This is a genomic window from Lachnoanaerobaculum orale (genome assembly GCF_003862485.1).
Classification (GTDB): domain Bacteria; phylum Bacillota; class Clostridia; order Lachnospirales; family Lachnospiraceae; genus Lachnoanaerobaculum; species Lachnoanaerobaculum orale.
The window spans coordinates 1,069,378-1,082,318 of the sequence record NZ_RRCM01000001.1 but is presented as its reverse complement, the minus strand read 5'-3'; the positions used below and the strand labels follow the sequence as shown (position 1 = coordinate 1,082,318).

The window sequence follows — 12,941 nt, the reverse complement described above, 5'->3', positions numbered from 1 at the left end:
TAGGTAGTTCTAGCTACACTTTTACGAATTAAAAAAGGTCTGAAACCCTTGATATATACGGGCTTCAGGCCTTTTAGCTGTCAAAGACAGGATTATAATACTAATATAATTTTTTTCAACAAAAACTTTTTTTGAAAAAATCAAAAATAATTTTTTTGAAAAAATCAAAAATAATTGTTGACATATTAAAGCTTTACTGATATAGTATCAAAGTACCTTGCAGAGGGGAATAGTTCAATGGTAGAGCAACGGTCTCCAAAACCGTAAATGGGGGTTCGAGCCCCTCTTCCCCTGCTTGATTTTCTCGAGGTGTGGCTCAGTTTGGTGGAGTGCAGCGTTCGGGACGCTGAGGTCGCAAGTTCGAATCTTGTCACCTCGATTTTTTAGGCCAATTGGTCAAGCGGCTAAGACGGCGCCCTCTCACGGCGCAAACCCGGGTTCGATTCCCGGATTGGTCATCTAAAAGTTAATATCCCGATTTTTCGGCCAATTGGTCAAGCGGCTAAGACGACGCCCTCTCACGGCGTAAACCCGGGTTCGATTCCCGGATTGGTCATCCAAGGAAGAGATAAGCTCTTCCTTTGTTTGTATATATGCTTGTGTAGCACAGTTGGTAGTGCAACTCATTCGTAATGAGTAGGTCGTCGGTTCGAGTCCGATCGCGAGCTTAAAAAAAGCTGTCACTTCATCATGACAGCTTTCTTTTATGTCTATATTTCCACTTCCGTTCCGTCTCTCCAGATTCTGTCCAGATCATAGAACGCCCTGTCCTCTCTAAGGAAAATGTGTACCACTATATCTCTGTAGTCAAGCAACATCCACGTAGCATTCTTATTTCCCTCAACAGCCTTCGGAAGTATTCCCTCTTTTCCCAAAACAAAATCTATCTCATCTGAAATAGCCTGTACCTGATTTATATTGTTGGCACTTGCTATTATAAAATAATCTGCAATCGAGCTTACTTTACTGATATCGATGACCTTAATATCATCGCCTTTTTTATCCTCAACAATATTATAAATCTTTTTTACAATCTCTTTTAATTCCATCTACACCTCATCACTTAGTTCATATGTGAACTTATCAATATACATCCCCTGACTGCCTAAATATTCAATAGTCGACTTTGCTGTCACCTTCACAGCCTCAGATATATCATGAAAAGAAAGAGTTCTTATCCTGTCAATATCAGGCAATTTCTTTCTGTTCGGCTCAATATAATCTGCAACAAAGACAATCTTTTCCAACATAGTCATATCTTTTTTACCTGTGGTATGCCATCTTATCGCAGAAAGAATATCCTTATCTTCTATTTTGTAGTCTTTTTTTGCCAAATACGGTGCATATATCGCATGAAGAATCTGCGGTGCCTTATCAGCTATCAAAGCCACATAATCTCCGTCTGTATAAGGATCGATATATCCTTTCATATCATCCTTAAGCTCAGATGATTTTTTAGCCTTGGCAACATCATGTAAAATTCCTGCAAGTTCCGCCTTCAATATATCCTCACCGTAGCACATGGCAAGCGCCGCCGCCGTATACGCTACTCCAAGAGTATGTTCATATCTTTTTTCCGGTAACTTTTCTTTTAAATCCGCCTTTATAAGGTCAATATTTTCACGACTGAAATCAAACATATATTTTATTCTCTTTTATATACCTGCACACACTTTTCGGAACATATTTTTCTATATCTTCTCCCGCTTTTGACATCTCTCTGATCATAGTTGAAGATATATCCACATCCATAGTATCAATAAAGCTGATTCCTTTTATCTCATACTTATCTTTCAAATACTCAAAGTGACTTTTTAAGGTCAAACTCTCATTTGAATAATCCCTTGAAGCCACTATAAGATTTGCAATCTTTAATATAATCTCAGGATTTTTCCAAGTCTCTATTTCATAAAAGGAATCCGCTCCCATGATAAAGTAAAAATTATCACCTGCAAATCTTCCTTCAAGCTTTTCAAGTGTATTAAAGGTATATGAATTTCCTTCCAAAGTGTTCTCAAAATCCGAACAATAAAAACCTTTATGGTCTTTTATTGCAAGTTCGATCATATCCTTTCGTACAGAAAAATCACTCACAACCTTATTAAGTTTATGTGGAGGAGTCTTTGCAGGCATAAACCATATCTCATCAAGCTTACATTTTTCCTTAGCTTCTTTGGCCAGTATCAAATGCCCTAAATGTATAGGATCAAATGTACCGCCAAGAATACCTACCCTTTTCATACTACTTCGGAAGAATTATTTTTCTGTTCTTCGGTTCATCAGCCTGCTTATATAAGACTATCTTCTTACCGATAACCTGAACAACTTCACTTCTTGTAAGAGATGCAATCTCATTTGCAATAATCTTAGGATCGTCGGCACAATTTTTTAATACCGATATCTTTATCAACTCTCTGGGCTCCATAGCCTCCGCAACAGCCGCTACATTTTCATCTGTCAAAGATGCCTTACCGATTTGCATTATCGGATCAAGCGTCATAGCCAGCCCCTTTAAATATGCTCTTTGTCTACTGTTCATTTCTCTCCTAATTATTTATAATAATCAAATTCATGGCCGTACATACGAACGGTATTTCCGTCTTCTATTCCGGCTTCTTCAAGCTTTTCAAGCACTCCTGATGTCTTAAGGAACTTTTGGAAGAAATCAAATCCCTTCTCCGAATCAAGATTGGTATATCCGAGCATTTTCTCAATTCTCGGTCCCTCAACCACAAATACTCCGTCCTCATCTATCTCCACTGTAAACGGAAGATTCTTATCACTTGAATAATCTATTTCAAATTCTTTTTCAAAGACTGTAGGAGTCCTGTCGATAGTTGAAAGGATATTTACAAGCTCATACAAAAGCTCAGGTATACCCTTTCCGCTGACACCCGATATAGGGAATACCTTAATATCCGGAAAAGCCTCTCTTATTCTCTTTATATTGTCGTTTTCTTCATCATAGATTGCATCTATCTTGTTTGCGGCTATCACCTGCGGCCTGTCAAGCAAGCTCTCGTCATAACCCTTAAGCTCGTTCATGATAGTCTTTATATCCTCTACAGGATCTCTTCCTTCTGTAGATGCGGCATCCACCACGTGCACAAGCACCTTGGTTCTCTCAATATGCCTAAGGAAATCATGTCCGAGACCGACTCCCTCGCTTGCACCTTCTATAAGTCCCGGAATATCCGCCATTACGAAGCCGCCTGCGCCTTTTACATCCACGACTCCAAGATGCGGATCAAGCGTGGTGAAATGATAATTTGCAATTTTAGGTTTTGCATTGCTTACTCTGGATAAAAGCGTGGACTTTCCTACATTCGGAAAGCCTACAAGGCCGACATCCGCAATCACCTTAAGCTCTAAAAGGACAAACATCTCTTTTCCGGGCTGACCCGGTTTTGCAAACTTCGGTACCTGCATGGTGGCTGTAGCAAAGTTCATATTTCCGAAACCGCCTTTACCGCCTCTAAGTATTACCTCTCTCCTGTTTTCTCCGGACATATCGGCTATGACCTTGCCGGATTCAAAGTCTTTTATTACAGTACCCTCAGGCACCTTTATAATCAGGTTCTTGGCATCTGCGCCGTGGCATCTTCTCTTGCCGCCCGGCTCGCCGTCACCTGCCACATACTTTCTCTTCATTCTGAAATCGGTGAGGGTATTAAGGCCTTCATCCACTTCAAAGATGATATCTCCGCCTTTTCCTCCGTCTCCGCCGTCAGGACCGCCGGCCGCCACAAAAAGCTCTCTTCTAAAGCTCACATGTCCGTCTCCGCCTTTGCCCGACTTTATAAAAATTTTTGCACTGTCAGCAAACATAAATACCTCATTTTAATAAAACAGGATACACCTGCTTATACAAATTCTTAACGTCCCTACAATAGTAAATAAGGCCTCATACATCCGTATGAAGCCTCATGACTCTTATTCAGCAATAGCTCTTGGATAAACAGAAACCTGCTTTTTGTCTCTGCCTTTTCTTTCAAAACGAACTACACCGTCAACAGTAGCAAACAATGTATCATCACCGCCACGACCTACATTAAGTCCCGGATGAATCTTTGTTCCTCTCTGTCTGTATAGTATATTTCCTGCTAAAACAAACTGTCCGTCTGCTCTCTTAGCACCAAGTCTTTTTGACTCAGAGTCACGACCGTTCTTTGTAGATCCAACTCCCTTTTTATGAGCGAAAAGCTGAAGGTTCATTTTAAACATTTACTTGACCTCCTGTAAATTGATATTGATAAAATCACTGTACTCTTCTCCTATGTCCATAAGACCAAGAATACATGAATCCAGTAATAGCCCCGATTTTTCGCTTCTGTCCTGCAATGTCAGATGAAAGAAACCTTCGCTGCAATCGACAATAAATTCGTCATCACAAAAGTGTTCTATAGAGTTTGCCAGATTCAACGTAAGCACTGAAACCGCCGCACAAACTATATCCTTACCTTCTTCATCAAAACCTGCATGCCCCGAAACTTTCAAACCGGTATATTTGCCGTTTTCGGCAAATGCAACAACGTTAATCATAAAGATTATGCATTAATCTTTTCAATCTTAACTTCTGTAAACTGCTGTCTGTGACCGTTCTTCTTGTGGTGACCTTTTTTAGGCTTGTACTTGTATACAATAACCTTCTTAGCCTTACCTTCTCTAAGAACTGATGCACTTACAGTTGCTCCTGTTACAGTAGGTGTTCCAACTTTGAGTTCTCCATCGTTTAGTGCAAGAACCTGATCAAATGTAACAGCCTCACCGTCTGCTTTTCCAAGTTTCTCTACTCTAATGATATCTCCTTCTGAAACCTTATACTGCTTACCACCTGTAGCAATAATTGCGTACATAAGGATACCTCCTATTATCATTACTCGCCAAAATTGGTGCTTAAAATCAAGCTTGAAACCAACATTGAGCGGCATACTGTCTTAGTATACACTAAACAGTCACCCTATGTCAATCAATATATTTACTTTCACTTTCATTTAACATGGTTTCAGCCTTTTTTGTTGTTTCCTTGTCTACATCGGACTTGTTGGTTATCTTATTTATAAGGTCCGGAACCATATCAAGTATCTTGCTGATTGCATCCTGATTTTTTACATTTACAACCTTTGTCCTGCCGTCCTGTATTATAAGCATTGCGGTAGGTGAAAGTTTTGCGCTCATTCCGCCTCCGCCGTTTGATTTTGAAGTGTTGTCAAAGGTACCTGCCGCCATACCGCAGCTTACATCAACCAACGGTATTATCGTAGTATCACCTACAACAATAGGCTCTCCCACAACGGTCTTGGTTGTAAGAAAAGTGTTCATACCGTCAAAAATAGCCCCTGCATTATCTAAAAAATGATTATTCTTCTCCATCTTTTTCCTTTCCATATAAGATAATCATATATACTCTCTTAAAGACTTCATTATAACACATTTTAATTATATCAGCCATATTGTTTACATTTATTTCTATATTTGATATGATAATGTCAATTCCTAGTCAGATACTAGACATTGAATAAAAGCCGGTATATCAATAACGGTTTATATAGAAAAGAGGATTCAAATGAAAATTTCTACTAGAGGTAGATATGCACTGAAAATGATGGTGGAGTTTGCCATAAACTCTGAAACACCCACAAAGATAAATCAAGTTTCAAAATCATACGGTATTTCCGAAAAGTACTTGGAACAGATAGTCTCCATACTTTCAAAGGCAAAACTTGTAAAAAGTATCCGCGGTGCTCAAGGCGGATATTTACTTATAAAGCCTGTCAAAGAATATACTGTAGGTGAAATATTAAGACTGACCGAAGGCTCACTCTCTCCGGTTGACTGCCTTGACGGCAACGGAAATTGTGTGCACTCCGATTTTTGTGTGACGCAAAATCTTTTCAAAAAGGTGGAGGATGCCATCAACAATGTGGTCGACAATATATCTTTGCAGGATTTAGTCGATGATGAACTTGATATAAGAAGACGCGAAAAAGAACTTTTATCCAAATAAAAAGGTTGCCATAAAATCACATAAGTGATATATGGCAACCTTTTATCATGTTCTGATAAATATATACAGCGTAAATAATGTTACAAAAATCAGCAAAACTATAAGTGATATCCTTAAAATACGCTTATTCTTAGAGTCTTTACAATGTTCTGAAAGCAATATGTAGCCAAGCATTCCCAAACACTGAATCAAATTTAACAATACTGCATGCTTTTCATCAAGTGCAAACAGCTTTGTAGTGTGGCATAAAAGCAATACTACGGCACAAGCTACAGATATTGTACTGCATATATTACACAATACCTTTCTCATAACCCACCTCCATTTTACCTTGTTAAAAATGTATAAAGAGAAAGCACCGAAAGCATACCCGACAATATTATACAGGCGATTCTTGCAGCTCTGAATTTAAATTTGCCTTTCATAATATTTGCAAACACCATTGTTCCGAATATTCCGACCGTCATCAAAAAAACAACAAATTCAAAAGCTTTATCACTTAATTTTACCGTTTCGGTAGAACTGTTTAAAGTAAGTAATATAATACAAACACACCAAATTGCTCCGAAAATGCAGGATAGTACCCTCTTCATGTTTTCTCCTTCATCGTATCTGATGTCCATATTATATCATTTACAGGCCATATATTCCACCTGGGTTATTACAATATACTTAAAATAAAAGGTATGGTGTCTTGCTTCACCATACCTTTTACCTTACTCTAACATTTTATCACTCTAAACCTTTGTAAATATCACTCTAAAAAATCACTCCAACCTTGTTATACGCTCTAACTATATAACAAACTCCTTAATCACCATTAAACACTCCCGATATCACTGTCTTCACTATATCACTGTAACAATCACTCTAAAACTTACACATTGATATTACTGAAAGTTTGATTCCTCAAACATTCCTTAGCTTTGACAATTATGATTATATCATTAAAATATACTTTTTAATAAAAAAAGTATAAACAGCAGTTTTTAAGGTATGAACGACAATTTAATTATTCTTTATTTTTTTATTAATGCAAAAAAGCCGTCATAACGACAGCTTTTTTACAGGGGTCCTATATCCTCTTTAAACCTATATCACTTTTTATCACTCTATAATCGGATGGAACTCCCATATCACTCTGTTCATCTGATTTCTCTAACGATTGCCATTATATCAGCTTATCTATGATATATACATAAAAGGTATAAACAGCAGTTTTTGCGGTACAAACTACAGCTTTTTATTTAAGTATATTTAAACTATAATGATTTTAAAAGGAGGTAAGAATGAATATACTTATAACCGGCGCTTCAAGAGGTATCGGAAGAGCCGTTGCAATTGAATTTGCAAAAAACAATCATAATATTGCCATATGTTCAAAATCAGATCTTGAAGGCTTACAAAACACAAAGCGGCTTGTTGAAAACGAAGGTGTTTCCTGCTATATAGGTCTTTGTGATGTTACAAACGAAGACTCAGTAAAAAAGTTTATATCGGATTCTGCAAAAGCAATCGGTAAAACAGATATACTTATAAACAATGCAGGTATATCATATATCGGACTGATTCAGGATATGTCGCTTGAGGATTGGAATAAAGTACTTAATAACAATCTTACATCTGCATTTCTGATGTCAAAATATGTTATTCCCGAAATGTTAAAAAAACAAAGCGGTCATATAATAAATATATCTTCTGTCTGGGGAAATATCGGTGCATCTATGGAGGTTGCCTACTCCGCATCAAAAGGCGGCATCAATTCATTTACAAAAGCACTGGCAAAAGAACTGGCTCCAAGTAATATTTCAGTAAACGCCATATCTCCGGGATTTATAGATACAGATATGAACAAGGTATTTGAAAAAGATGAATTGGATGCAATCTTTGAAGAAATCCCCATGGGCAGAGCCGGAAGCCCGAGTGAAGTGGCAAAACTTATATATAAAATAGCAATGTCGGACTATATTACAGGACAGATTATCACAATAGACGGCGGATGGACATAAAAAAGGAAGGCTTTCGCCTTCCTCAATTTATCTTTTAATACTGTGATCCGCTCTCTAAGAATACATTTCCACGATACTGTGCATCTCCAAAACCTAAGATTAAGTAGAATACAAACGGCAGGAAAAATAACCCTACTGCAAATCCGACATCATATCCGAATGATTTTGCTATCCAATAGCAGAATCTTCCTCTCACAACTATAAAGAAAAGCCAGAGTATAAATCCTACCAAAGAAAACAGTATTCCTATGAATCCTCCTGAATGTGATATAGGCGAAACAATGACCAAATTAACAATCCAGGCAATCCAAAAATACAGTACATACTTAGGTACCCAAACTTTTTCCGAAAAAACGTAGTCATTGTAGAAAGGAATTATTGCCTTCCATCCTTCCAATCCGCATTTTTCGAAAATCTTGAACATTCCTATAACGCTGATAATGTAAATAATAGCTGAAAAACAAATAATACCGACTGCAAATGCTGCTATTGCTGCAAAAAATGTTGCTCCCATAATTTGCCTCCTCAAATGTCTTATTGTCGGTAAAAATATATCAAATTTTTACCGATACTTCATAAAGTATATAGTATTTTTTATTATCTTGCAACAAGTTGGAATAAACTAATTTCTTAATTTTTTATAACGATATATTTATTGTTATATTATTTGAGTTCTTCTATATGCTTATTGTACTCATTTATTGTATCGGCTTTCCTTATCTTCTTTAAGGTCTTGGCATATATTTCATCCGATAATACCATTCCCCAAAGCTCCTTTAGTTTAAATAAAGTGTTCCTTTCTCCAAAATCAAGTAACAAATACTCTTCTTTTATATCATCCAAAAACTCTACCGTCTTTTTTAAATCAGTCATATCCACACCGGTTTTTATAGCCTCAGGCAATAGAGGATTTCTTACCAACCCTCTTCCGATCATTACAGCATCAACTCCGTTTTTTCTTAACTCTTCATTTAATATCTTAAAGCCTTTTTGAGTATTTATATCACCGTTGTATACAATTTTTACTTTTAAAGTTTTACAAGCCTGCGTAAATGCCTGCATATAAACATTATTTTTATAAAAATCGCTCCTCAGTCTCGGATGTATAATGATTTCATTAAAGTCGTATTTTTCATATACCCTAAGCAGAGCATCCCACTCATCATAGTCACAAAATCCTATTCTGGTCTTTACGGATATTTTTATACCCGTACTTTTTTCAAATATCTCATAAAAAAATCTGTCCAGTGCTTTTGTATCCTGCAAAAAGCCCGAACCTCTGCCCTTTGAAGTCACGGTACCTGAGGGGCATCCTAAGTTTATATTAAATTCACTATACCCCATTTCTTTTATCTCATCGGACAGCCTCAAAAAATCTCCCGCACTGTTTGTAAGTATCTGCACAATAAGATTCTGCCCTTTATTATAGTCTTTATCAAGTTCCATACGCTCGGATCTTGAAAATCCTTTTTTCATATGCGGTGTAATAAAAGGTGTAAAGAACTTGTCCACTCCGCTAAAATGCTTTATATATGCCTTTCTGAAAACATAATTTGTCACACCCTCCATAGGTGCCATGTATATCTCCATAAATCTCCTCAAATCAAAAGATAGAGGGCAACCAACCCTCTATCTAAGTTTATCATTTTATATGCATTTATCAAATATATTTTTAATTTTTTTCAGTCTGTGATGCACCACTGCTTTGTGGCTCCGGCATTTCAAGCTCATTTCCGTTTGCATCTGTAGGCTTTTGTGGCGGCTCTCCTGTAGGAGGATTTCCTCCCGGACCTCCGTTTCCGTTAGAACCGCCCGGTCCGCCTGCGCTTCTCTCACCTATAGTACTTCCGCCTGCAGTTATAGTTACTTCATTGCTGTTATCTCCTGCAGTTACAGTATATGTTTCACCTGTAGAAAGCTTATCTGAAGATATAACCGCAAATGTAAATTCTTTATCCGCATTATAGCTTAATACAGTGTTGCCGTCTTTATCGGTTACCTTTATCTCACTGCCTGCCACAACCGCACTGTCATAGTATACGGTTATAAAGTTTTGTGTAGAACTGCTGTCAAATGTCTGCGCCATCTCCTGCATACCTGTACTTACAAATGTTCCTCCTGTGATAACGGCCTTTCCGTTGTAGTCAAGTGCCACATCAGGACCTGAAGTTGCACTTGATACAATTACTGTTCCGCCGTCAATATATACCTGACCGTTTGAATCTATACCGTCAGCGCTTGCATTTACATTTACAACTCCGCCTGTGATTCTCAGATATGTATCGGCCTGATTTTCCTCACCGTAAGCTTCCTTCTCGGCATCTGTAGCACTGTCATCGATAAGACCTCTTGCATTTATACCGTCATCTGTTGCAACAATATCAATATTTCCGCCGTTAATATCAATGGTGACACCTTCAAGACCTTCTCCCGCCTTTTCTATATTGATATTTCCGCTGTTTATTACCAGCGCACCGTCTGTAGTTATGCCGTCATCTTCAGCATTTATAGTGATATTTGCATTCTCTACAGTTACAGAATCTTTTCCCTTTATCGCCTTACCTACAGAATCAATATTTATCTTGCTGTCCAGTATAATAAGGTTATCCTTTGCCTTTATCGCTGTAGCATAATTTGAATCGATATTTAAGCTGCCGGTTCCGTTTATGGTCAAATTATTCTTTACAAAAAGTGTTGCATCAGGCTCATCCTCACCGTCAGCATACTCATAACTTGTACCGTCGCTTAAGGTATTGGTTGTTCCGTCTACAAGTGTTATTACAACTTTCTTTCCGGTAGCTGCATTGACAGCTGCAGATTTTGTATTTGTAATATTTACACCGTTAAATACCAGGTGTACCACGTCTTCATCTCCTACTTCCGTAATTATCTGTCCGTCAAATTCACCGCTCAGTACATATGTACCGGCTTTTGTAATCTTTACATTTCCATTTTCAAATGTAGCACCGTCACCTGTAATATCGGCACTTTGGTTGCTAAGTTCTATCTTTGTATCCGAATCCGAGTATGAAGTATTAAGATCTTCATCCGAATATGCACCTTTAGTCGTACTGCTTGAAGTGTTTGCCGCTGTAGTCTCACTCTGCTGCACAGTAGTTTCTGTTGTGGTTGTCATCTTTGCATTTGAACATCCTGCTATTGCAAGTCCAAGCGCCACAGTGATAAGCCATGCACACATTTTCTTTTTATTCTTTTTCATATTGCACCTCGTTTCTAAAATGGGGTTTTTGTTTATGAAATATATTATCTGATGAAATCATGTTCAAAATGTGTGCTCCAAGTGTAAAGTTTGTGTTCTTATTACATCAATTTTATTTCTGTTATAGCAATTATGATAAGCCGATTTACAGATTCAAAAAAAGCGGATAGGCAACAACCTATCCGCTTAATCAGCTTTATTAAATTATCTTGCTACATAAACTCCGTCGTTATTTACATAGTATCCGTCAGGAGTTGTTGCATTGTACCACATAGCACCGTTAGCATCAAAGTAATACCACTTATGTGTATTCTCTGTCAAAAGCCATCCGATGTTCATATGTCCGTCGTCATGTAAGTAGTACCAGTTGTTATTGATATGTAACCATGAAGTATACATATAACCGTCTGCATTGAAATAATACCATTTAGAATCCTTGAATACCCAAGTATTCTTTGCATAATTTCCTGCACCATAGTTTAACCACCAGCCATGAGCATCCTTCACCCATGTACCCGCTGAAGAGCTTAAAGTTGATACTGAGCTGCTTCTTCTGTTACTTGATCCTGAACCGCCGCCTGAAGAACCGCCATGTCCATGTCCATGTGAATTTGAGCCTGTTGCTCTAGGCACTGAAGGTGTTGCTACAGATGATGTTGCCACAACTGTATGAGCACCCGGTGTTATTACTACTGACGGAGCTGCTACAGATGATGTTGCCACAACTGTATGAGCACCCGGTGTTATTACTACTGACGGAGCTGCATTTGCTGCAAATACAGCACCTACTGTCAATCCAAATCCTAATGCTAATGTTGTTAATACACGTTTCATATATCCCTCCATTTATTATTAAAACTTTCTTAACCAAACAGTAGGATGATACCACCGTTACTAAAATAATTCAATGTAAATTATCTTTCTAAAAGATTACAAAATTCTTACATCGCAAAAACAGTATATAAAAATATATATTATTATCAACACAAAAAGAGCGTATTGTTAATTTATATATTCTTATTTAAAATAACAAAAGGGAAGATACAAATCTTCCCTAAAAAAATCTTATTATATAGATATTTTTATTATTTTCTATCAAACTTTTCAAGTGCATCACATACACCAAGCGCTCTGTCATACAAACCGTATCCCGGTCTACACTTCTCATCCCAGATATGTCTTCCGTGGTCAGGACGAATATTTGTATCTTCCTGCCTACCTGTATTTTTCTTTCAAAGGCTTCAAATACTCCACCTTTTTCTATTTTTCTTTTGAAATCTGCACTTCTTTTTAATTTGTTTTGCTTTTAAGTCAGTAATCACATTTAATACAAAACTACCCTTCTTTAATCTTATTATCTACAAACACCGTTAATGCAATCATACTAACAATACAAATAGATGTAGTAATCAGAGAATTCCATTCCATAGGAACTACTTTAATGTATCTTATTAAAAAAACCAAAATAAATAAAACTATCCCTACTCTAAAATAATATTTTCCACATAGCAAATTGGCTTTCTTCCAGTTTTCTTCGTTTTTCATTGACAAAGAAGTCCTCATTCCTGAATACCTGTTAATACCACCATTGGCTATTTTTTTCCACCATGGAGGTGAAATAATCATTAGAATAGGTATAATATAATCAACAATCATAAAAAAATATTTCATACTAAATTACCTCTACCTGCCTAATTACTCCTAA

General features: G+C 37.2%; 18 protein-coding genes, 5 tRNA genes and 1 pseudogene. 7 read left to right on the top strand and 17 right to left on the bottom strand.

Going from position 1 to position 12,941, the window contains the following annotated elements:
- Positions 1 to 223: 223 nt before the first annotated feature.
- The 5 genes from EHW90_RS05315 (at position 224) to EHW90_RS05295 (ending at position 668) form a co-directional block, all read left to right on the top strand.
- Positions 224 to 294: transfer RNA gene (locus EHW90_RS05315), tRNA-Trp, on the top strand.
- Positions 295 to 305: 11 nt separating this feature from the next.
- Positions 306 to 379: transfer RNA gene (locus EHW90_RS05310), tRNA-Pro, on the top strand.
- A 7-nt stretch (positions 380 to 386) separates the two neighbouring features.
- A tRNA-Glu gene (locus tag EHW90_RS05305) sits at positions 387 to 458 on the top strand.
- A gap of 26 nt (positions 459 to 484) precedes the next feature.
- Positions 485 to 556 (top strand) — tRNA-Glu (locus tag EHW90_RS05300).
- Positions 557 to 595: 39 nt separating this feature from the next.
- Positions 596 to 668 (top strand) — tRNA-Thr (locus tag EHW90_RS05295).
- A 42-nt stretch (positions 669 to 710) separates the two neighbouring features.
- On the opposite strand, the gene rsfS is transcribed toward EHW90_RS05295, so the two are convergent.
- The 9 genes from rsfS to EHW90_RS05250 all read right to left on the bottom strand — a co-directional run bounded on the left by rsfS (position 711) and on the right by EHW90_RS05250 (position 5,373).
- Entirely contained in the window at positions 711 to 1,049 is a 339-nt protein-coding gene (gene rsfS / locus EHW90_RS05290; RefSeq protein WP_124951804.1) for a ribosome silencing factor, read from the bottom strand.
- Entirely contained in the window at positions 1,050 to 1,640 is a 591-nt protein-coding gene (gene yqeK, locus EHW90_RS05285; RefSeq protein WP_124951802.1) for a bis(5'-nucleosyl)-tetraphosphatase (symmetrical) YqeK, read from the bottom strand.
- Positions 1,633 to 2,241: a nicotinate-nucleotide adenylyltransferase gene (gene nadD / locus EHW90_RS05280; protein WP_124951800.1), complete on the bottom strand. Its 609-nt coding sequence runs from the start codon at positions 2,239 to 2,241 to the stop codon at positions 1,633 to 1,635. The genes yqeK and nadD overlap by 8 nt, the downstream gene beginning before the upstream one ends.
- 1 nt (position 2,242) lies before the next feature.
- Positions 2,243 to 2,539 carry a ribosome assembly RNA-binding protein YhbY gene (gene yhbY / locus EHW90_RS05275; RefSeq protein WP_009445239.1) on the bottom strand — a complete coding sequence of 99 codons (297 nt, stop codon included), beginning with the start codon at positions 2,537 to 2,539 and terminating at the stop codon, positions 2,243 to 2,245.
- Between the two features lie 11 nt (positions 2,540 to 2,550).
- Positions 2,551 to 3,828 carry a GTPase ObgE gene (gene obgE / locus EHW90_RS05270; RefSeq protein WP_009445240.1) on the bottom strand — a complete coding sequence of 426 codons (1,278 nt, stop codon included), beginning with the start codon at positions 3,826 to 3,828 and terminating at the stop codon, positions 2,551 to 2,553.
- Positions 3,829 to 3,933: 105 nt separating this feature from the next.
- Complete coding sequence (rpmA, locus tag EHW90_RS05265; protein WP_008751601.1) at positions 3,934 to 4,224, bottom strand: 50S ribosomal protein L27; 291 nt, start codon at positions 4,222 to 4,224, stop codon at positions 3,934 to 3,936.
- Positions 4,225 to 4,542, bottom strand: coding sequence for a ribosomal-processing cysteine protease Prp (locus EHW90_RS05260; protein WP_124951798.1), 318 nt, complete (start codon positions 4,540 to 4,542; stop codon positions 4,225 to 4,227).
- A 5-nt stretch (positions 4,543 to 4,547) separates the two neighbouring features.
- Positions 4,548 to 4,856, bottom strand: a complete 309-nt coding sequence (gene rplU, locus EHW90_RS05255; protein ID WP_040457918.1) for a 50S ribosomal protein L21 — start codon at positions 4,854 to 4,856, stop codon at positions 4,548 to 4,550.
- A gap of 109 nt (positions 4,857 to 4,965) precedes the next feature.
- The gene (locus tag EHW90_RS05250; protein ID WP_040457927.1) at positions 4,966 to 5,373 is read right to left on the bottom strand and encodes a GerW family sporulation protein; all 408 of its coding nucleotides are present in this window, start codon (positions 5,371 to 5,373) and stop codon (positions 4,966 to 4,968) included.
- 193 nt (positions 5,374 to 5,566) lie between these two features.
- Here EHW90_RS05250 and EHW90_RS05245 point away from each other — a divergent pair, with 193 nt between their 5' ends.
- Positions 5,567 to 6,007, top strand: coding sequence for an RrF2 family transcriptional regulator (locus EHW90_RS05245; RefSeq protein ID WP_060931221.1), 441 nt, complete (start codon positions 5,567 to 5,569; stop codon positions 6,005 to 6,007).
- Positions 6,008 to 6,052: 45 nt separating this feature from the next.
- Here the strand turns inward: EHW90_RS05245 and EHW90_RS05240 are convergent, their stop codons facing one another.
- The gene (locus tag EHW90_RS05240) at positions 6,053 to 6,319 is read right to left on the bottom strand and encodes a hypothetical protein (protein WP_124951796.1); all 267 of its coding nucleotides are present in this window, start codon (positions 6,317 to 6,319) and stop codon (positions 6,053 to 6,055) included.
- Between the two features lie 14 nt (positions 6,320 to 6,333).
- Positions 6,334 to 6,600 carry a hypothetical protein gene (locus EHW90_RS05235; RefSeq protein ID WP_124951794.1) on the bottom strand — a complete coding sequence of 89 codons (267 nt, stop codon included), beginning with the start codon at positions 6,598 to 6,600 and terminating at the stop codon, positions 6,334 to 6,336.
- A gap of 696 nt (positions 6,601 to 7,296) precedes the next feature.
- On the opposite strand from EHW90_RS05235, the gene ymfI reads away from it, so the two are divergent.
- Positions 7,297 to 8,016 carry an elongation factor P 5-aminopentanone reductase gene (ymfI, locus tag EHW90_RS05230; RefSeq protein WP_124951792.1) on the top strand — a complete coding sequence of 240 codons (720 nt, stop codon included), beginning with the start codon at positions 7,297 to 7,299 and terminating at the stop codon, positions 8,014 to 8,016.
- A 34-nt stretch (positions 8,017 to 8,050) separates the two neighbouring features.
- Here ymfI and EHW90_RS05225 read toward each other — a convergent pair whose 3' ends face one another.
- The 6 genes and pseudogenes from EHW90_RS05225 to EHW90_RS05200 form a co-directional block, all read right to left on the bottom strand.
- Complete coding sequence (locus EHW90_RS05225; protein WP_124951790.1) at positions 8,051 to 8,530, bottom strand: DUF5684 domain-containing protein; 480 nt, start codon at positions 8,528 to 8,530, stop codon at positions 8,051 to 8,053.
- A 149-nt stretch (positions 8,531 to 8,679) separates the two neighbouring features.
- Entirely contained in the window at positions 8,680 to 9,606 is a 927-nt protein-coding gene (locus EHW90_RS05220; RefSeq protein WP_124951788.1) for a tRNA dihydrouridine synthase, read from the bottom strand.
- 82 nt (positions 9,607 to 9,688) lie between these two features.
- On the bottom strand, positions 9,689 to 11,236 hold the full coding sequence (locus EHW90_RS05215; protein ID WP_124951786.1) for a carbohydrate-binding domain-containing protein: 1,548 nt from the start codon (positions 11,234 to 11,236) through the stop codon (positions 9,689 to 9,691).
- 204 nt (positions 11,237 to 11,440) lie between these two features.
- Positions 11,441 to 12,070 (bottom strand): cell wall-binding protein, encoded by a 630-nt coding sequence (locus EHW90_RS05210; RefSeq protein WP_124951784.1) that lies wholly within the window; start codon positions 12,068 to 12,070, stop codon positions 11,441 to 11,443.
- A 251-nt stretch (positions 12,071 to 12,321) separates the two neighbouring features.
- Positions 12,322 to 12,435 (bottom strand): annotated as a pseudogene (locus tag EHW90_RS13790) (mannonate dehydratase); the annotation flags it as partial.
- A 136-nt stretch (positions 12,436 to 12,571) separates the two neighbouring features.
- Entirely contained in the window at positions 12,572 to 12,892 is a 321-nt protein-coding gene (locus EHW90_RS05200; RefSeq protein ID WP_243113918.1) for an SdpI family protein, read from the bottom strand.
- Positions 12,893 to 12,941 lie beyond the last annotated feature (49 nt).